Origin of the sequence: Nitrosovibrio sp. Nv6 (genome assembly GCF_900110495.1) — a bacterium.
Taxonomy (GTDB): Bacteria; Pseudomonadota; Gammaproteobacteria; order Burkholderiales; family Nitrosomonadaceae; genus Nitrosospira.
Genome location: NZ_FODX01000001.1, coordinates 833,409 through 854,638, shown reverse-complemented (window position 1 = coordinate 854,638; position 21,230 = coordinate 833,409). Strand labels below are relative to the sequence as shown.

Below are 21,230 nucleotides of genomic sequence, written 5' to 3'. Positions count from 1 at the left end.
GCTGCTTATGTCGAATAGTGGCGATCTTGCGCAGAGGCGTGCGCGCCTGACTCCAGAGCAGCGGGACAGGCTGGCGCAGCGCCTGGCAGCCGCCAATGCTCCGGTAAGGCATGAACTGGCCATTTCTCGCCGGCCATCCTCGCAGCCCGCGCCGCTCTCCTATGCCCAGCAGCGTCACTGGTTTTTATGGCAGCTGGAGCCGTTGAGCACAGCGTATCACCTGAGCGGCGGATTGCGTTTGGCCGGCAAGCTGAATATGGAAGCCCTGCGTTCGAGCTTTCAGGCGCTGGTCGCGCGGCACGAATCGCTGCGCACAAGTTTCCGGGCCAATGCGGAAGGGCTGCCCGAGCAGATCATTGCGGCGGCAGGTAAGCTGGATATTCCGGTAATTGACTTCTCCGGTGTGCCTGCTGGGCAACGCACGGCGCGCGCGCATGCGGAAGCCAGCCGGATAAGCGCCACGCCGTTTGATCTCACACAAGGTCCGCTGCTGCGGGTCGTACTCATCCGGGTTGCGCCGGAAGAGCACTTGCTCGTCGTGGTAATGCATCACATCATATCGGACGCCTGGTCCAATCGCATCGTCATTGACGAGTTTGCCGCCGGATACCGCGCAAAAGCAGGGGGGCAGGAACCTTCTCTTCCCCCCCTTCCGATTCAGTATGCCGATTATGCGCTATGGCAGCGCAACTGGCTGGAAGCGGGAGAAAAAGAGAGGCAACTGGCCTACTGGCGCAATCAATTGGGACAAGAACACCCGGTATTGCAGCTTCCCACCGATTATCCCCGGCCATCCAAAGCGGATTATCGCGCCGCTCGCCATGCTTTTGTGTTACCAGCCTCGCTGGTTGCTCGCCTGCAGCGCCAAGCCCAAAGCCAGGGCGCGACCCTCTTCATGGCATTGCTGGCGGGTTTCCAGGCCTTGCTGCACCGCTATACCGGACAAAAGGATATTCGCGTCGGCGTACCGATTGCCAACCGCCACCGGGTTGAAATAGAGAACATAGTCGGCTTCTTCATAAATACCCAGGTGCTGCGCAACCGTATCGACGGGCGCATGCCGCTCAGGGCCATTCTCGATCATGCCCGTGAAGCGGCGCTTGGCGCCCAGACCCATCAGGACCTGCCATTCGAGCAACTGGTCGAAGCACTGCAACCTGAGCGCAACCTGAATCAGAACCCGCTGTTTCAGGTCATGTACAACCACCTGCGCGAGGACTACCGGGCACTGGAGCAATTACCCGGACTCATGGTGGAAAACCATGAACTGGGTGAGCAGACGGCCCAGTTCGAATTAACCCTGGACACTGTCGAGCAGCCGGACGGCCAGCTTGAGGCGACCTTGACCTATGCCGCCGAGTTGTTCGAGCCGGGCACCATCAGACGACTGGGCGAGCATTATCTTCATCTCCTTGGGCAACTGGCCGAGTATCCCGAACGCAGCCTGGGCGACATTGATATTCTCAGCGAAGCCGAGCGGACCCAGCTTAGAGCCTGGGGCGTCAATGAAGAGCGCTACGGCAATACCGAGCCTGTGCATCGCCTGATCGAGCGGCAGGTGCAAGCGCGTCCCGAAGCGGTCGCGCTGATCTTTGGGGATATTAAACTGAGCTATGCCGAGTTGAACCGGCGGGCAAACCGGCTGGCGCACCGGTTGATTGCGCTCGGCGTTGAGCCAGAGACCAGGGTGGGTATTGCGGTGGAGCGCTCCATCGACATGATCGTGGGGCTGCTGGCGATTCTCAAGGCGGGCGGAGCCTATGTTCCGCTGGACCCCGAGTATCCGCAGGCGCGCCTGAATTACATGGCGACAGACAGCTCCATTGGATTGCTGTTGACGCAAAGCTATATCCGGGTGGGGGTTCCCCATCCGGCGCACTGCGTAGTGTTGGAACTGGACAGACTCAATCTCGATGAGGAGCCGGAACATGACCTCGCCGTCAACCTGCATGGCGATAACCTCGTCTATGTCATCTATACCTCCGGCTCTACCGGGAAGCCAAAAGGCGTGGGCGTGCCTCATCATGCCCTGGCCGAACATGCCCAGATAGCGGTCGACTTTTTTGGCCTGACTCCCACGGATCGGATGCTGCAGTTTTCCACCATCAACTTTGATGGCTTTATCGAGCAGCTTTTTCCGCCCTTGTGCGCCGGTGCGGCCATCGTCCTGCGCGGCCCCATGCTATGGGATAGCGATACCTTTTACCGCGAGCTGATTGATAAACGGATAACGGTGGCCGATCTGACCACGGCATACTGGTTTCTGCTGGTGCAGGATTTTGCACGGCTGGGACCTCGGGACTATGGCTTATTGCGCCAGGTTCACGCAGGCGGTGAGGCGATGTCGCTGGAGGGTATCAAAGCCTGGCATCAGGCGGGATTCAGCGCAGTTACCCTGTTGAATACCTATGGTCCGACCGAGGCAATCGTGACAGCCACCGTGTCGGATTGCGGTGATTACCAGGTGGATGAGGGCGCGATATCTGCGCAAGTGTCTATCGGAAGACCGCTGGCCGCACGCCGTATCCATTTACTGGATACGAATCTCGCTCCTGTCGCACCCGGCGTTCCGGGCGAACTATGCATAGGAGGAGATCTGCTGGCCCGTGGCTACCTCAACCGGGGGGACTTGACAGCAGAGCGTTTCATAGCCGATCCCTTTGATGAAGGGGGAGGCCGGCTGTATCGCACGGGCGACCTGGCGAAATGGCGTGAAGATGGACAGATCGAGTATTTGGGACGCTTGGACCATCAGGTCAAGATCCGGGGTTTTCGCATCGAACTGGGCGAAATCGAGGCCCAGTTGCTTTTGCAGCCCGGGGTCAGGGAAGCTGTCGTGGTTGCGTCGGAAGGACCAGGCGGAGCACGGCTGGTGGCCTATCTGTCCCTGCATGCAGACGCCGGAGTGGAAGTAATGGCCTTGCGTGAAGCGCTCGTCAAGGCGCTGCCGGACTACATGATTCCCTCAGCGATCGTAGTGCTGGAGAGTCTGCCGCTGAATCCGAACGGCAAGGTCGATCGCAAGGCGTTGCCCGAGCCGGAATTTGCCACCATGGGCAATTCCGGCAATTACGAGGCGCCCGAAGGTGAAGTGGAAGAAGCGCTGGCCGCCATCTGGGCCGGTGTACTCGGCATCGGGCAAGTCGGGCGGAATAATAACTTCTTCGAGCTGGGCGGCCATTCGCTTGCGATCCTGCAAGTTCAACAGAAGCTGCAACAGACCTTGTCCGTTTCACTGCCTTTGCGCCTGCATTTCGAAAATCCCGTGCTGAAAGATATTGCCGCGGCCGTAGGGGAGAAATGTTCTTTGATATCGGACGAATCTGCCGAACATGCTGAGCTGCTGGGGATGTCGGAATTACTCGATTTACTGGAGAGCTGAATGGAATTGAATAAGCAGGATATTGCCGAGCGGTTTGCGGCCCTTGCTCCGGAGAAGCAGAAAGAATTCCTGAGTGCGCTGAAAAAACGGGGATTTGATTTTTCTCTTCTTCCCATTGTCCCGCAAAAAGCGGGAAACCGGCGGATTCTCTCCTACGCTCAGCAACGGCACTGGTTTTTATGGCAGTTGGAGCCCTTGGGCACGGCTTATCACCTGAGTGGTGGATTGCGGCTGGTAGGAAAGCTGGACATTGACGCGTTGCGTTCGAGTTTTGAGGCATTGGGAAGGCGGCATGAATCGCTGCGCACGGTATTCTGTGCCAATGCGGAAGGGATGCCCGAGCAGATCATTGAAGACGAACCCAAGCTCGATATTCCGCTGATTGACTTCTCAAGTTTGCCGAGGGAGCAAGGCGCGGCACGCGCGCACGAAGAAGCCAGCCGGATAAGCGCCACCCCATTTGACCTGACACAAGGTCCGCTGCTCAGGCTAGCCCTTATCCGGATAGCGCCGGAAGAACACCTTCTTGTGGTGGTGATGCACCACATCATATCGGATGCCTGGTCCAATCACATCGTCATTGACGAATTTGCCGCCCAGTACAGAGCACGAACAGGGGCGCGCGCGCAACAAGAACGGGGACAAGAACAAGAACCTTCCTTACCGGCGCTGCCGATCCAGTACGCCGATTATGCGATATGGCAGCGCAACTGGCTGGAAGCGGGAGAAAAAGAGCGCCAGCTTGCCTATTGGCGCAGCCAGTTAGGGGAAGAACATCCGGTACTACAGATTCCCACCGATTACCCGCGGCCATCCAACGCCAGCTACCGGGCTACACGCCATACGTTTATGCTACCGGCCGGACTGGTTACGCGTTTGCAGCGTCGGGCCCAAAGCCAGGGGGCAACGCTCTTCATGGCATTGCTGGCGGGTTTCCAGGCCTTGCTGCACCGCTATACCGGGCAGCAGGATATCCGTGTGGGCGTGCCCATTGCCAACCGTCACCGGGTTGAAATAGAAAACATAGTAGGTTTCTTCGTAAACACGCAGGTATTGCGCAACCATATTGACGGGCGCATGCCCTTGAAGGCGGTGCTCGACCAGACCCGTGAAGCCGCGCTTGGCGCCCAGACCCATCAGGACCTGCCATTCGAGCAACTGGTTGAAGCACTGCAGCCTGAACGCAACCTGAATCAGAATCCGCTGTTTCAGGTCATGTACAACCACTTGCGCGAAGACTACCGGGCGCTTGAGCAATTACCCGGACTCATGGTGGAAAATCATGAACTGAGTGAGCAGGCGGCCCAGTTCGAATTGACCCTGGACACTGCTGAGCAGCCGGACGGAAGGTTGGAGGCGACCTTCACCTATGCGTCTGAGCTGTTTGAGCCTGCCACCATCGAGCGGCTGGGCGGGCATTACCTTCATCTTCTTCAGCAACTGGCCGAGCACCCTGAACAGAGCCTTGGCGACATTGACATACTGAGTGAAGGCGAGCGAGCGCAGCTTAAGGCGTGGGGCATCAATGAAAAGCGCTACGGCAATACAGAGCCTGTACACAGGCTGATCGAGCGTCAGGTAGAAGCGCGTCCGGAAGGGGTTGCGCTGATCTTTGGGGATACCGAACTGAGCTATGCGGAGTTGAACCGGCGGGCAAACCGGCTGGCGCACCGGCTGATTGGATTAGGGGTTGAGCCCGAGACCAGGGTTGGCATTGCGGTGGAGCGCTCCATCGACATGGTGGTTGGGCTGCTTGCCGTCCTGAAATCAGGCGGGGCGTACGTGCCGCTGGATCCCGAGTATCCGCAGGAGCGGCTAGCCCACATGGTAGCGGACAGCGCCATTGAACTGCTCTTGACGCAAAGCCATATTCAATCCCGCATTCCGCATTCGTCCAGGTGCCAGGTGCTGGAACTGGATGTGCTCGATCTCGAGGATGAGCCTGAAGGGAACCCTCAAGTCTGCCTGCATGGTGAAAACCTCGCCTATGTCATCTATACCTCCGGCTCCACCGGAAAACCAAAAGGCGTGGGCGTGGCGCATGGCCCTCTCGCAATGCATGTGCAGGCGATAGGCGAAACTTATGGCATGGGCCCGGCTGACCGGGAGCTGCAATTTGCCTCGATCAATTTCGACGGCGCGCACGAGCGCTCATTGGTCCCCCTGGCTTTCGGCTCGGGCCTGATGCCGCGCGATAACGAGCTTTGGCCGGTGGATCGGACGGCTGCCGAAATCGCAAGGCATGGCATCACCATCGCCTGTTTCATGCCGAGCTATCTGCATCAGCTTGCCGAACTGATGGGTAGTGCGGGTCGAAATCTGCCGATCCGTTTCTATATCGTAGGTGGGGAAGCGACGAGCCGAGCGAGCTTCGAATTCATCCAGGAGACGCTGCGACCTCCCCGTATCATCAACGGGTATGGGCCGACGGAAGCCGTTATCACACCGCTCATTTCGAAAGCTTATCCTGGAACGCGCTTCGAGTGCGCCTACCTGCCGATCGGCTGTCCTGTCGGCGACAGGACAGCGTACATCCTTGACGCGAACCTCAGTCCGGTTCCTCAGGGGGTGGCTGGAGAGCTGTATCTTGGCGGCGCTGGGTTGGCACGCGGCTATCTCAACCGCGGCGGGCTGACAGCGGAACGTTTCATTGCTGATCCCTTCGATGAGAGAGGAGGACGTCTCTACCGCACAGGAGATTTGGCACGGTGGCGCGCGGATGGACAGATCGAATACCTGGGACGGCTGGATCACCAGGTCAAGATACGGGGATTCCGGATCGAGCTGGGCGAGATTGAAACGCAATTGCTGGCTCAGCCTGAAGTCAGGGAAGCGGTGGTGGTTGCGCGGGAAGGGCAAGGTGCAACAGGCGGAGCAAGGCTCATTGCCTATGTTTCCTTTCACACAGGTGCAGAAGTGGAGGTTGCGCGACTGCGCGAAGCCCTGGCCAAGGCTTTGCCTGACTACATGCTACCTTCCGCGATTGTGGTGCTGGAGCGTCTGCCGCTCAACCCGAGCGGCAAGGTGGACCGCAAGGCCTTGCCTGAGCCGGAATTCGTCAATACGGATAATTATGAGGCGCCGCAAGGGGAAGTGGAGGAAGTGCTGGCTGGCATCTGGGGGCAGGTGCTGGGAGTGGGACAGGTGGGACGGCACGACAATTTCTTTGAGCTGGGGGGGGATTCCATTCTCAGCCTTCAGATTGTCACCAAAGTGCGACGGGCCGGCTGGAAGATCACACCCCGCCAATTGTTCGAACGGCAGACCGTCGCGGAACTCGCGAGCGCCGCGACATCGCTCAAGGCATCATCGGCAACTGCAACCGCAAATCCAAATGTAGCCTCGGTTGTGCGACGGAAGGAAGGAATAAATGCAGGCACGAATAAAGAAACCGGGGATGGCTCCATACCGCTGCTCCCGATTCAGGCCGAATTCTTCGAACAGAAAATTCCAGCACGAAATCACTGGAACCAGGGCGCACTGCTGAAAAGCCGAGAGCCTTTAGACCCTGTCCATCTTGCACAAGCATTGGAAGCCGTCGTACATCATCATGAGGCGCTCCGCTTTCGCTATGTGAAAAATGCGAGTGGCGACTGGCAGCAGTTTTGTGGGAAATCGGTCCCAGGTGATTTGCTGTGGGTCCGGAAGGCCGTGACTGAAACGGATCTGGAGGCGTTATACAACGAGGCCCAGCGGAGCCTGAATCTCGCAGAAGGCCCGCTGCTGCGTGCCTTGCTTGTCCATATCGCGGATGGTAGTCAACGCTTGCTGTTGGTCATCCATCACTTGGTGATCGACGGCGTTTCCTGGCGCGTCCTGCTTGAAGATTTGCAGAGTGTTTACCGGCAGGCCCACGACAGTAATCCGATTACTCTAATGGGAAAAACCGGCAGCTATGAGGACTGGACACAGCGATTGCAGGCTTACGCGTACGAACATGCAGAAGAGCTGGTTTACTGGCGGGGGCTGGCGGGGGTGCCTGCCTCGCTGCCTTGCGACAATCCTTATGGCGCCAGCATCGCTCGCCATCAGTCCAGTGCGATACTCAAGCTAGGCCGCGCGCAGACCCGGGCCTTGCTTAAGCAGGCGCCCGCAGCGTATCGTACCCAGGTGAACGACCTGTTGCTCACCGCGTTGGGAAGCGCCCTCTGCCGGTGGAGTGGCCACAAGAGAATTCTGATCGACCTGGAAGGCCATGGACGGGAAGATTTATACGATATCGACCTTTCGCAAACGGTCGGCTGGTTTACCAGCCTTTATCCGGTGATGCTCGATCCAGCCGGCGATCTGGATAAGAGAATCAAGTGCATCAAGGAAAACCTGCGGAGAATTCCGAATAAAGGACTGGGCTACGGGCTATTCAAATACCATGGAACACCCGAACAGCGTGAAGCTATGGCATCGCTGTCCAAACCTGAAATCGTGTTCAACTACCTGGGGCAGCTCGATGCAAGTTTCGACGAAAGCGGCCTGTGGACGCTGGCGACCGAGCCGGCAGGGGATTTGACCAATGAAAATGCGCCCCTCAGTCACGATATTTCCATAAACGGGCATGTGTACGAGGGTGAGCTATGGCTCACGGTAAGCTATAGCGAGAGGCGCTACCACAAGCGAACTATCGAAGCGCTTATCAACGTCTATCGCACCGAGCTTGAAACGCTGATTGCCCATTGCACCAGCGGTATCCACAATGTTACCCCATCGGATTTCCCCCTGGCGGGTATAACCCAGCAGGAGCTGGACGGTTTGCCGATACCCCCAGCGCAACTTGAAGACCTTTATCCGCTTTCTCCGATGCAAACGGGGATGCTGTTCCACGCCGTACTGGATATGAACAGCCGCGTTTATCTTAACCAGTTGAGAGCTGACATCGAGGGTTTGGACGTAGCACGGTTCAAATCGGCATGGCAGAGGGCACTGGAGCGTCATGAAGTATTGCGTACAGGTTTTGTCGTTCAGGATGGCAAGCCCTTGCAATGGGTTGCCAAGTCCGTCGGGTTGCCGTTTAGAGTATATGACTGGTCCGATCAGGCTGAATACGTACGTGAGGATCAGGAGCGTGAGCTTGATGAACTGGCGCAATCGGAGCACGCTTCAGGTTTTGATCTTGCGAAGCCGCCGCTTATGCGCCTCACGCTAGTGCGGTTGGCGGAGGATAGATATCACCTCATCTGGACAGTCCATCACCTGCTGCTTGATGGGTGGAGCATCGCACAACTGATGGGGGAAGTCGTCCGGCAACATGGAGGCAACGCCCTGCAGGCACAGGAATCCGGAAGCCGGCTCCGCTACAGGAGTTTTATCGAATGGTTCCTGGGCCGCGATACGAAGGCGTCGGAAGCATACTGGAGGGAGCGGCTGGATGGCGTCGATGCGACCCGATTGGCCGGCCTGGTACCTGTGCTTTCCGATGATTCGAGCCATGGGAAGCATATCAGTGAACTGGAGCCGGCTCTTACCGAGAGGTTAATTCGGTTCGCAAGGCGCGAGCGCGTTACGCTCAACACCCTGATACAAGCAGTCTGGGCAATTTTGCTTAATCGGTATACCGGGAAGCAAATTGTTGTCTTTGGCGCCACCGTGGCTGGTAGACCTGCAGATTTGGCGGGAGCGGAGCGCACGCTGGGGCTATTCATCAATACGCTGCCAGTGGTCGTTATGCTTAAGCCGGAGCAAGAGATAGGTGGTTGGTTGCGCGATCTGCAAGCGCAGAATCTCGCCTCCCGAGAACACGAGCATACGCCCTTGTATGAAATCCAACGCTGGCTGGGGCAAAGCGGTCAGGGATTATTCGACACCATTCTGGTGTTCGAGAACTATCCAATAGACGAGGCCTTGCAGCAATCCGCCCGCGGGGGGCTTGCCTTCTCGGAAGTCAGAAGCAGGGAGGCGACAAATTATCCGATAACAGTATCGGTGATGCAAAGCGATACTCTATACCTCGAATATATCTACGCTAGCAACCATTTTTCCGCGGATTTGGTAAGTTCTATCGCTACGCATGTTATCAAGTTGCTGGGGGAGGTTGCGGATGATTTGACTGGCTCGGCGAAGCGTCTTGGCGACATTGACATACTGAGTGAAGGCGAGCGAGCGCAGCTTAAGGCGTGGGGCATCAATGAAAAGCGCTACGGCAATACAGAGCCTGTACACAGGCTGATCGAGCGTCAGGTAGAAGCGCGTCCGGAAGGGGTTGCGCTGATCTTTGGGGATACCGAACTGAGCTATGCGGAGTTGAACCGGCGGGCAAACCGGCTGGCGCACCGGCTGATTGGATTAGGGGTTGAGCCCGAGACCAGGGTTGGCATTGCGGTGGAGCGCTCCATCGACATGGTGGTTGGGCTGCTTGCCGTCCTGAAATCAGGCGGGGCGTACGTGCCGCTGGATCCCGAGTATCCGCAGGAGCGGCTAGCCCACATGGTAGCGGACAGCGCCATTGAACTGCTCTTGACGCAAAGCCATATTCAATCCCGCATTCCGCATTCGTCCAGGTGCCAGGTGCTGGAACTGGATGTGCTCGATCTCGAGGATGAGCCTGAAGGGAACCCTCAAGTCTGCCTGCATGGTGAAAACCTCGCCTATGTCATCTATACCTCCGGCTCCACCGGAAAACCAAAAGGCGTGGGCGTGGCGCATGGCCCTCTCGCAATGCATGTGCAGGCGATAGGCGAAACTTATGGCATGGGCCCGGCTGACCGGGAGCTGCAATTTGCCTCGATCAATTTCGACGGCGCGCACGAGCGCTCATTGGTCCCCCTGGCTTTCGGCTCGGGCCTGATGCCGCGCGATAACGAGCTTTGGCCGGTGGATCGGACGGCTGCCGAAATCGCAAGGCATGGCATCACCATCGCCTGTTTCATGCCGAGCTATCTGCATCAGCTTGCCGAACTGATGGGTAGTGCGGGTCGAAATCTGCCGATCCGTTTCTATATCGTAGGTGGGGAAGCGACGAGCCGAGCGAGCTTCGAATTCATCCAGGAGACGCTGCGACCTCCCCGTATCATCAACGGGTATGGGCCGACGGAAGCCGTTATCACACCGCTCATTTCGAAAGCTTATCCTGGAACGCGCTTCGAGTGCGCCTACCTGCCGATCGGCTGTCCTGTCGGCGACAGGACAGCGTACATCCTTGACGCGAACCTCAGTCCGGTTCCTCAGGGGGTGGCTGGAGAGCTGTATCTTGGCGGCGCTGGGTTGGCACGCGGCTATCTCAACCGCGGCGGGCTGACAGCGGAACGTTTCATTGCTGATCCCTTCGATGAGAGAGGAGGACGTCTCTACCGCACAGGAGATTTGGCACGGTGGCGCGCGGATGGACAGATCGAATACCTGGGACGGCTGGATCACCAGGTCAAGATACGGGGATTCCGGATCGAGCTGGGCGAGATTGAAACGCAATTGCTGGCTCAGCCTGAAGTCAGGGAAGCGGTGGTGGTTGCGCGGGAAGGGCAAGGTGCAACAGGCGGAGCAAGGCTCATTGCCTATGTTTCCTTTCACACAGGTGCAGAAGTGGAGGTTGCGCGACTGCGCGAAGCCCTGGCCAAGGCTTTGCCTGACTACATGCTACCTTCCGCGATTGTGGTGCTGGAGCGTCTGCCGCTCAACCCGAGCGGCAAGGTGGACCGCAAGGCCTTGCCTGACTCCGATAATACCGGGATGGGAACGTATGTACCTCCATCCACTGAGGAAGGCAGGTTGTTGGCTGAAATCTGGCAGGAAGTTCTAGGCATAGAGCGAGTAGGGGAAACGGACAATTTTTTCGCTCTGGGAGGAGATTCGTTATTGTGCCTGAAAGTAATGTCGCGGATGAGCAGTCTGGGAAGCATCAAATTCAACTTCAAAATTCGTGATCTGATGGAGCGGCCTACCATTGCCACATTGCTCCAGTTGGAACCGCAAAATCAAAACGGGCCATACATGCCCTTGACATTGAACCTTCCTCATAAGAAAACAAAAACCAGATCGTTATTCTGCATCCATGGAGGATCAGGCACAGTATTTGACTACCAGCCATTAGCACGACATTTGCAGGGAAAGTGGGATGTGTATGGGCTACCCTCCCGTATGCTTACTGATCCCGCGCACCGTGACATTTCTCTCGATCAAATGGCGGCCGATTATTGTCAAATGATTCGACGCATCCAGCCTGAAGGTCCATACCACCTGCTAGGCTGGTCCCTCGGCGGCACCCTTGCAGCCATGATAGCGGCTTTCCTTGAGGCGGATGCGCAACCGGTCTCATTCCTCGGCCTGGTTGATTCTTTTATTCCTGGTAATGCGGAGCGAGGCAACGATGATTGGCAAGCGGATTTTCTGGAGTTTCTTTCGGTAGTCATTCCGGGCAGCAAGCCGGGAGATGTCATGAAAGCTGGATCGTGGGGCGTAGAATCAGAGAAGACAATTATTAGCCTGCTGGAGCATTTGATTTCAGCCGAGCAGATGCGTAAGCGCGAGCAGACAAGCGGTGCGCGGACTCCTGGCTACGCTGATATGGGAGCAGAGCAGTTGGCGCAAATTTTTATTGTAACGCGTCGATTGAAAGCCTTGGCTTGGCAAGCGGCAGTCCTGAATCCTCTACAAGTGCAACCTGTTTGCTGGTGGGTGGCGGAACGTACATTGTCGGATCGGCTGGCACTTGCCTTGCAAATAGACCAGGATAAATTGCAATCGATCGAAGTGGATGCTGATCATTTCGCCATCGTGCGTCATAACGCCTTGCTGGTAGGGGTTGAGTCTGCATTAGAAGATTTGCTGCACACACCAATGGAGAGGGAAATGGCCCTCTAATTCAGCGCAACCGGTGGCCAGAAGATGCCATGGAATTAGGCGAACGGTTCAGTTACGGCCAACTCAATAGCAAGTTTTTATGTAGTCAGCTTTAAACAATCAATTTCAGAAATAGACGTCTGTAAGACGGTGGGATGGCTGCGTGATCAGCACTCCGGCTTCCGCTTCCTTCAGTACCGCAACAAGGGATGCTGATCGCGTTGACGCTCACGATCTCTACTCCAGAACTGTCGAGTGCTGGCATTGCTAACGCCCACTTCCACCCGATCCAGCAACGCGGCAAGATCGGGGTCAAGTCCTGCCAGGCGTTCTCCCCGCTATAGTAAAGCACGGCCGGGTATATCAAAACCTCAGTTTCAATGTCCCTACAACAGTACGCCGCGACCCCAGGTAAAAGCTTCCGCCCGAGCCTGGGGTAACGTTGTTTCCAGTGTAGTATTCTTTATCGAATATGTTGTTGGCATTGATGAGAAACTGCCAGGGGCCGTGATCATATCGAAGAACCGCATCGAACAGGGTGAACGACGGGGTGACGCTCGTGTTTGCCTCATCATTAAACACTCTGCCCACATAGCGTACGCCGCCCCCAATGAAGAATCCTCTCAACGCGTCGACATTCAACGTGCCGAGGTTATAATCGAGCCAGCCCGAGGTTGTCAGATTGGGAACGCGGACTGGCATGTTACCTTCAAAACCAAGGCTACTTTCGGTTACCTTGACGTCGACATAGCTGAAAGCGCCGATCGCATTCAGGCCTCGAAAAACCTCTGTCCTTGCTTCCAGTTCCGCGCCCCGGGAGCGAACCGCACCTGCTACCGACAAGCCAAGCGGTGTGCGAGGATCAGGAGTCAGAACGTTGGTTTTGGTCAAGTCGAACAACGCTGCCGTGAACAAATTCCTGGTGCCGGGAGGCTGATACTTGATGCCCACTTCATACTGGGAAGCGCGCGTAGGTTCGAAGGGACTGTTATTAAAAAAATCAAGCCCATATTGAGGCAGAAAAGATTGCGAATAACTGAAATAAGGCGCGACGCCGTTGGAGAAAAGGTAGGTCAGGCCGGCCCTGCCGGTGTACGCTGAATCTTTGCTCGCGGTATGCTGCGGGTTGAAAATATTAACGTCAGTAACGCTCGACACCTTGTCGTGGCGGCCGCTTAGAGTTAAAACCCAGCGCTGATCAAACTTGATTTGATCCTGTACGTAAAAGCCAACCTGGTCTATCTTCTGGACGCCGTCGATGAACAGGGAATCCGGCGTGGGTATTGGCAGGTTATAGTTGGGGTTGAAAACATTAATGGAGGGTGTTGGAGCACTGGCGTTAAAATATTTGAGGGTGGATTCGACGCGGTTCCAGTCGATTCCAACCAAAGCCGTATGCCTGAAAGGACCTGTGTTAGCACGAGCTTCCACGTGCGTATCGAGCACCGTTTGATCCACTCGTTCCCGGGTACCGAATGCACTGCGACCCAAGGTTCCATCTGCGGCAAGTCCCGTTGGATTAATGTCTCTGTACCTGCCATCGAGCCGCATGAAACGGAAGTTTTGCCGCGCCGTGAAGGTTTCATTGAAATGGTGCTCAAGTTTATAGCTGAAGGAGGCCTGGTCGGTCGAAAACTGCGTATAGTTGGGCACCCCCAGAACTGTTCTGGTCGGGCGGCCATCTGGCGCAGCTTGGTAAAAGGCAGACGCTTCGCTGCGATTATTCAGGATATCACCAAAAAGAGTGACGGATGTCCTGTCGGTGGGACGCCAGGTCAGCGACGGCGAGATGTAAAAGCGCCTGATCTGGGCACGGTCTCCTCCTGTATTGGCAAAGCGTAGCTGGGTACCCGTGTCGAGCGCGGAGGTCACAAGCCGGAACATCAATGTTCCATCTTCATTTGCCAGGCCAAAATCCGCGGCGATTCGCTTGCGGTCAAAATTGCCGTACTGAAGTTCGATCTCGCGGATAGGAGCGGCGGTGGGCAGCTTCGTAACCCGATTTATGATACCGCCCGCGTCCCCCCTGCCAAACGTGACTGAAGTGGGGCCGCGCAATACATCCACCCGCTCGAGAGAATAGGGATCGGTGATGAAGTCGGCGAAATAAAGCCCTCTTCCCTGCTGGCTTAAATTATCCCGGAAGTTGGCGGTGCTCAGGGAGTTGAAGCCTCGCATGCTTACATACTCGAAACCCCGCCCGTCAAACCCGAACTGGTCTGCCGTTACGCCCGGTATGTAACGCAGTGCTTCGGTGAAATTGAGTTGCACCCCGCGCATGGTCAACTCATCGCGGGTAATGACGGACATCGACTGAGGTATTTCGATAATCGGGGTCTTCGTCTTTGTCGCCGTCATGGTATCTTTCGTACCATACTCGATTTTGTCAAGTCCTGTATCCTTGATAACCATTGTGGGCAAAACGGTTTCCCCCTGCTTGCCCGGTTCAGCCGGCCTTTGAGTATCTTTTGCAGCCGGTGCGGCCTTCCCTTCTGAAGTTTTTTCTTTCGATTCGGATGGCGGTTCTGCAGCGGATTGCCCGGTGCTACCTTCCTCCGGAAGACTTTTCCTTTCAGGCTGCCCAGCCTTGGCCGGTTCTGGAGAAGCCTGTTGCGCATGAGCATATCCTGTTATCGACAAGCTGAGGAGGGCGTACTGTAGCGCGGTTACGAGTTTGGTATGTTGGATGCGGTGGGTAAGTGGACGGTGCCCTTTAATAGTTTTTGTATAGGCTTTCATTTTTTTTTGTATGCTGGAAGTTAAAAAAAGTAAAGTATCTGCATTCGCTATTTTAACCGCTTTAATGCGATTGAGAGCGATTTTCGTTTCTGTTTTCGTTTCTGTTTTTATACTCATTGGTTTGCCACTGCGCGTATCTGGCTTCCTGCCTGGTTTACATCCTTCTGCTCGATGGTGTCAAACAGGGCATGGCCTATCTCATCCGTTCTCACTGCAGTCACCGAAAGCAGCGTATCGCTTAAACCATGAGTTTCTTCGCATGCTCCTTGAAGAAAAATAGCCGGATGGAAATTGGGCGTGCTCTTCAAACGGTAGTGGCGGTCAACAGTGAAGCTGCCCATGTAGGGTGAAAGCGGCCGCAGCAATGACTTGTGATAATCTCGTCGGTAGCCGGTCGCAAGCACCACCACGTCGTACAAGGCGTTGTACTCGCGGTCCGTGTTGAGGTCGCGAAGGAGCAACTCGATTCCTCCTTCAGGTAAAGTGCGGACGGAACCCACTTCATGGCGCCTGAGCAATCGGTAGCGTAAATCGCCCGTTACCCTTTGCTGGTAGAAAGCATTGAAGATTTGTTCGATCAGGACCAGATCGGGCGCCGCGTAGTTGGTGTGCCAGACTTCCTCCAGCAAAGCGATACGGTCCGGCTCGGAGCGGCTGAAAACAAAGTCGGTGAAATCGGCATTGAAAATTTCGTTGACGAACGGGCTGTCATCAGAGGGTTTGATCGCACATGCACGCATGATCAGGTCGACGTGGGGTGCGCCCGGGCGGTTATGCAGGTCCATGAAGATTTCGGCGGCGCTTTGCCCCGCACCGACAACTGCTATCTTTTTGGCGTTCCCATGCCGGGCGATCTCACGAAGATAGCTGTTCGAATGAAAAATGCGTTTATCATCTCTCAAATGATGGAAGCACTCGGGAATACGGGGTACTCCCCCCACGCTGACGATCAGGTTGCGTGCGAATCGCTCCCGGATGGCCCCCTGCGGGTCGCGCGAACGCACCCGCAGGAGCGTTACTTCGTCATTCCGTTTTTCCGGCAGCACTTCCAGTACTTCTTCACCATAAGCGCAGCGATCGTCGAAGTGGGATGCAGCCCAGGCAAGGTAGTCGTTGAACTCGTGGCGGCTGGGGAAAAATGTCTTGAGGTTGATGAAGTCCTGGAGCCTCTGCTTCTGGTGCAGATAATTGATGAACGTGAAATGGCTGGATGGATTGCGCAGGGTAGCCAGGTCCTTCAAAAAGGATATCTGCATATGCGTGTTATCCAGCATCATGTTTGCATGCCAGGCGAAATTTGGCTGCTTCTCGATAAAGAATGCGTCTATTTCGTATCCTTCCTGTTTCTTTTCCTCCAGAGTAATTGCAAGCGCAATGTTCGAGGGGCCAAAGCCGATACCGATCAGGTCATGTATTTGCATAGCTGTCCTCAGGATAAAGATGTGGAATAGATTGTTGCGACAGCGTCCCGCGGCACCCACAGACGTTCTCCGAAGAAGCGCTCCCGCAACAGCATCCCCAGCGTGGTTCGTTTGCTCGAGTTTTAGTTGATCTACCTGCTGAGGAAGCCATCACGTGGAAATTTCCGCTCCGTCCCTGGATCGCAACAGCAGTCTGTCGCCAGCACAGATCGATCCATGAGTGATCTGGTCAGGGCCACTTGTAAAAGGCGTAGCACCGCGCTGCAAATTCAGGCCCTGCTTATGTAAATGTCCCATCTATCAGTTCCCAGCCAAGGGTTGTGTTTCCAGTGCGAATAGGCGCCAATTGCGAACCGCCAGTTCGATCCGTTATGGTGGTCATTCTGCTTAAAGACGAATGAGAAACATTATTTTTTACAATTATGGTTGGGTTTGCTTTCAATGCCGCTCAATTATTTTCGGTTTCCAGGCGGTAAAAAAACTCTGTATGCAGTATTCAAGCGCGCTCACACATTCCTTCCATTCCTGGCGTGTGAACTGTTTCGAGCGGTTTGAAGGGAGCCAAATACCGAGGTCCGGCGTTGGCTACCGAAAGTAGCAGATAGCGTTTGCACGGCGCCACCGGGTAGCGGCCTAGGGAATAATTGCGCGAGGAGTGCTTCGTCCTGCAAAGCTCACGGCCAACGTATTCAGCTTTATCGAAAGCAGCGGCCGGCAAGCAGCCACGAATTGCATGACCTTCCGCAGCTGGCTTTCACCGCTGCTGCGGCACCCGTTATCACTCTACGGTACGTTCATGGGAGTGGCGACATGAACCTGGCACATGTACGTATCGCGAACTTTGCGGGCAGCTCAAGCTCTCCACCATCGCCGGGGCACTCTTTATCTGGCGCAGAAAACTGAATCCATGGCACTCCATTCATCGCAGTTCTCACCCTCGATGCTTCGAATTGGCCAGCTTCCCTCACACATACCCGCCATCTGGGCCAGTCCCTGATACAACGCCGGAAACAAGCTGTTGTTGAAGTTGTTCCAACGCAGTTCCAGGATGGTGTCCTGCGGGCCGATCTTCGTGTTGAGAACGTCGACGATCACCTCGCCGGAGTCAACGCCGTTGTCCATGTAATGGAACGATGCGCCTGTCATGTCCGCCACGGGCACGGGCGCGGTTTCCATCGTCGCCCAATTCACCACCTTGAGGCCCCTTGCCCCATACAGCGCGTCCAGCGTCGCATACGCCCCGCGGCGCTCATGGGGCGAGTCCAGGCGGGTGATGCCCGGATGGATGTTGACCATCTTGCGATGGAATGGAGTACCCGGCCGCACCAACTCATCCAGGATGATGAGCAACCCATCCACTACGACGAGCTCCGCCCCCACGGCCAGCAGCTTGTCATGGAGGCGCGCCTCGAAGGCGCTCTTGCCTGCCGGCCGATCGGCAGCATCGAGGGAAAGCCTGCGATAGACGGAAGGAACCCCGCGGAGAAGATCGTTCAGGCGCCGGCCCTGTACCTCGAGATCCGGGGGATAGAACCACAGCCCGCCCGGCCGGCAAGAGAATCCGTACTCCTTGACCTTCTCACGATCCCGCGCCGATCCCTCGTCGTCGTCGAAAATCACCGCTTCCAGGGAATAGGCCGCACCCAGTTTCGTCCCGTTCAAAGCCTCGACCAGGTACTCGAGCGGAGACTTCATGTACCGCCGCTCTCCCTTGTACTCGACGTACTGCCCGGCCTTGTCGGCCGCGGCGTTCCGGAATGAGCAGATGTAGGCAAGTTTCGTTTTCGACATGTCCGTGCAATCGCCATGAGGTTGTGCGTTACGTTCAAGACGATTTGCGAACCACAATGTTTAGCGTCCCCTGGTGAAGATTTTCGCCAAAAGCGATTGGGGATACTCAGACCGGCTCGTAAATATTTACGATACTGGTTCGTCTCTTTCGTTATCACTTTATTGCGAGAGAGCCATGCTCAAGTATCTTATCAACCAATCACGGATATTGTTGGCGGGCGCTTCATTGGTGACCGTGTTTCACGGTGCTTGCAGCGTTTTTCTGGTTGCGCAGATCAGTTCTGCGCTCACCGCGGCGGAGCAGGAAAGTGGAACAATGGCCCTGATGTTCATTGCTACCGCCGTTGCGGTAATGCTAAGTTATGTCGGCGCCGCGATTCTTTTCGAGCGCCTGGGCCAGCGCGCCCACGCCGACCTGCGCAGCTTTGTCGCGAGGAAGGTTCTGGCAGCTGACTACCGTAATCTCGAGACTGTCGGCGCCGCTCGCATACAATCGGCCTTGGCTGAGCATTGCACCCGCGTAGCGGAATTTTTTGTCAGCTTTCCGATAATCCTGATGAACGCCGTCATCGTCGCTGGGTGTCTTCTGTATATGGCGTGGCTCTCATGGCAAGTGTTCCTGCTTGCTATTATCGTAGTCGGCCTGGGCGCGGTGGGGTACCATTTAGCGCATTTGCGCGCAATACGCCATCTCAATAATGCTTCCCTGGAACAGGACAGGTTATTTTCCTATTTTCGTTCCCTCACCGATGGCGCGAAGGAACTTCGCTTGAACAACAAAAAACGAAGGGTGTTTTATGATGACGTGCTCGCGAGCTCGATTGAAACCGTGCGCCGTGAAAGGACCTTTGGGATGTCGGTCTTCGTTGCTTCCGGTGGTTGGGCGCAATTCCTGCTTTATGCGTTCGTTGGGATGGTATTATTTGCCCTGGTAAGTGACGGACCCGATCGAGCTCTGATCATGACGGGCTATGCGCTGGTATTCGTCTACATGGTGGGTCCGCTCGAAGCGCTTCTATTGCATATTCCGCGCGCCAACCTGGCCAAGGTTTCCGCGGAGCGAATAGAAGAAATAACACGGGCGATGGCTACATTGGAGATAGAGACCGACAGTTCTTCACCCCCTCGGCTGCAGTCCATCCTGCTTCAGGGTGTGTTGCACCGGTATTATCATGAACAGAGTGATGAGTTCTTTACGCTGGGTCCGATCGATCTCGATTTTCATTCAGGAGAGATCACTTTTCTCGTTGGCGGCAATGGCAGCGGCAAGACCACTTTGGCTAAGCTCCTGGTCGGGCTTTATCCGCCGGAGGAAGGCCGGATAATTCTCAACGGCGATGTGGTGGATGAGAGCAATCGTGACCGTTACAGGCAGCTTTTTTCGACGGTTTTTTCCGATTTCCATCTTTTCGACCGCTTGCTTGAAACGGGGAGGGCCGATCTGGATAGCGAGGGTAACAATCTTTTGGCCAAACTGCATTTGCAAAACAAGGTTAAGGTGCAGAATGGCGCTTTTACCACCCTCTCGCTCTCGCAAGGGCAGCGCAAGCGTCTGGCTTTGGTCGTGGCCTATCTGGAAAATCGCCCGTTTTTTATCTTCGACGAGTGGGCAGCGGATCAGGATCCGGTATTCAAGGAAGTGTTTTACCGCGAACTGCTCCCGGAACTCCGCGCGATGGGCAAGGCTGTACTCGTGATCTCGCATGACGATCGTTACTTCCATCTCGCCGACCGTCTTGTGCGCATGGAAAGCGGATGCCTGACCTTCAATAGCCGGGGGCCGGTGAAAGGCAGTGCGACAAAAAACAGCGGCGCGGCGCCTTCGCTAGCGCTTGACAGTATGGTTTAATGCCGTGAAACGAATTACCGCATCCGCGATGCCTGATTCAGTGCGATCACCAGCGAGACAGCGTGCCGGTAAGCTTTCCATCGGCCGCAATATTTTTGTCCTGGTGCATCGTTGGACCGGACTTTTTCTGGCCGTATTCCTGTTCATTTCCGGGTTTACCGGAGCGATCATCTCATGGGACCATGAACTGGATGAGTGGCTCAATCCGAATTTATTTGAAGCGCAAAGCGAAGGTGTTCCCCGGTCCCCGTTAGTGCTGGCCGAGCAGCTGGAAGCGGCTGATCCACGGTTGCTGATAACCTGGCTTCCGCTGGCGATCGAGCCAGGGCATAATCTCGGCCTCACAGTGAGTCCGCGCCTCGACCCGGCAACAGGCAAGGCGCTCGAGCTTGATTTCAACAATGTTGCGCTTGATCCCGTGGATGGGGAAGTACGAGGAAAGCGGATGTGGGGGGAGATTTCGCTCAGCCGCGAGAACCTGCTTCCTTTTCTGTACAAGTTGCACTACAGCATGCACATCCCCGACGGATTCGGTGTCGAGCTTGGCATCCTGTTCATGGGTATTCTGGCAATGGTCTGGGCCCTTGATTGCTTCATCGCGCTGTGGATTTCATTTCCCAACGCGAGCGCATGGCCTAAATCGTTCGCGTTCCGTTGGCGGCAGGGGCGTTCGAAGCTGAATTTTGACCTGCACCGCTCCGGTGGAGTCTGGGTGTGGGGATTTCTGCTACTTCTCGCGGTCACCGCCGTCTCGATGAACCTCAATCGGCAGGTAACGCGGCCGCTGGTATCGCTATTCTCGACGCTGACGCCGAGCCCTTTCACCGGGACGCCCAGTCCACCGGATCAACCCATCGAACCGGTAGTCGGCCGGCGGCATATTCTCCAGCTTGCCATTGCGGAAGCTGGCAAGCTCGGCTGGAGTGTGCCTCCAGGCGGGATATTTTATGTGCCGGAGTACGGGATTTATGGGGTAACGTTCTTTGAACCGGGGCATGAGCATGGCGATGTCGGGCTGGGCAATCCATCCCTCTACTTCGACGGCAGGACTGGGGACCTCGCCGGGCTTAAAATACCTGGTACCGGCAGCGCGGGAGATATCTTCATGCAGGCCCAGTTCCCTTTGCACTCCGGCCGTATCATCGGCCTGCCCGGGCGCATATTCATTTCGGCAATGGGGCTGCTGGTAGCGATGCTCTCCGTTACCGGGGTGATTATCTGGCAGAAGAAACGCTGGGTACGAAAGAAAATGCTCGCAAAGACCGAGTAAAGGGGAAAGCCC

Annotated in this window: 7 protein-coding genes; 4 read left to right on the top strand and 3 right to left on the bottom strand. The window is 56.1% G+C overall.

Features of this window, described 5'->3' with window-relative positions:
- Positions 1 to 7: 7 nt before the first annotated feature.
- Positions 8 to 3,382 (top strand): non-ribosomal peptide synthetase, encoded by a 3,375-nt coding sequence (locus BMX66_RS04085; RefSeq protein ID WP_090878608.1) that lies wholly within the window; start codon positions 8 to 10, stop codon positions 3,380 to 3,382.
- Positions 3,383 to 12,169: a non-ribosomal peptide synthetase gene (locus tag BMX66_RS04080; RefSeq protein WP_090878606.1), complete on the top strand. Its 8,787-nt coding sequence runs from the start codon at positions 3,383 to 3,385 to the stop codon at positions 12,167 to 12,169.
- A 342-nt stretch (positions 12,170 to 12,511) separates the two neighbouring features.
- On the opposite strand, the gene BMX66_RS04075 is transcribed toward BMX66_RS04080, so the two are convergent.
- The 3 genes from BMX66_RS04075 to BMX66_RS04065 all read right to left on the bottom strand — a co-directional run bounded on the left by BMX66_RS04075 (position 12,512) and on the right by BMX66_RS04065 (position 18,099).
- Positions 12,512 to 14,887: a TonB-dependent siderophore receptor gene (locus BMX66_RS04075; RefSeq protein WP_090879830.1), complete on the bottom strand. Its 2,376-nt coding sequence runs from the start codon at positions 14,885 to 14,887 to the stop codon at positions 12,512 to 12,514.
- Positions 14,888 to 15,000: 113 nt separating this feature from the next.
- A complete protein-coding gene (locus BMX66_RS04070; RefSeq protein ID WP_090878604.1) occupies positions 15,001 to 16,308 on the bottom strand; it encodes a lysine N(6)-hydroxylase/L-ornithine N(5)-oxygenase family protein in 1,308 nt (435 codons plus the stop codon).
- 882 nt (positions 16,309 to 17,190) lie between these two features.
- Complete coding sequence (locus tag BMX66_RS04065) at positions 17,191 to 18,099, bottom strand: formyltransferase family protein (RefSeq protein WP_090878602.1); 909 nt, start codon at positions 18,097 to 18,099, stop codon at positions 17,191 to 17,193.
- A gap of 175 nt (positions 18,100 to 18,274) precedes the next feature.
- Between BMX66_RS04065 and BMX66_RS04060 the strand changes: the two genes are divergently transcribed.
- Positions 18,275 to 19,948 (top strand): cyclic peptide export ABC transporter, encoded by a 1,674-nt coding sequence (locus tag BMX66_RS04060; protein WP_255398801.1) that lies wholly within the window; start codon positions 18,275 to 18,277, stop codon positions 19,946 to 19,948.
- Between the two features lie 4 nt (positions 19,949 to 19,952).
- On the top strand, positions 19,953 to 21,218 hold the full coding sequence (locus BMX66_RS04055) for a PepSY-associated TM helix domain-containing protein (protein ID WP_255398800.1): 1,266 nt from the start codon (positions 19,953 to 19,955) through the stop codon (positions 21,216 to 21,218).
- Positions 21,219 to 21,230: the final 12 nt, after the last annotated feature.

What these genes read in the sequence shown, in the direction of transcription:
- BMX66_RS04085 (WP_090878608.1), top strand. Translation starts at nt 8, where the DNA reads ATGTCGAATAGTGGCGATCTTGCGCAGAGGCGTGCGCGCCTGACTCCA.
- BMX66_RS04080 (WP_090878606.1), top strand. Translation starts at nt 3,383, where the DNA reads ATGGAATTGAATAAGCAGGATATTGCCGAGCGGTTTGCGGCCCTTGCT.
- BMX66_RS04075 (WP_090879830.1), bottom strand. Translation starts at nt 14,887, where the DNA reads ATGAAAGCCTATACAAAAACTATTAAAGGGCACCGTCCACTTACCCAC.
- BMX66_RS04070 (WP_090878604.1), bottom strand. Translation starts at nt 16,308, where the DNA reads ATGCAAATACATGACCTGATCGGTATCGGCTTTGGCCCCTCGAACATT.
- BMX66_RS04065 (WP_090878602.1), bottom strand. Translation starts at nt 18,099, where the DNA reads ATGTCGAAAACGAAACTTGCCTACATCTGCTCATTCCGGAACGCCGCG.
- BMX66_RS04060 (WP_255398801.1), top strand. Translation starts at nt 18,275, where the DNA reads ATGCTCAAGTATCTTATCAACCAATCACGGATATTGTTGGCGGGCGCT.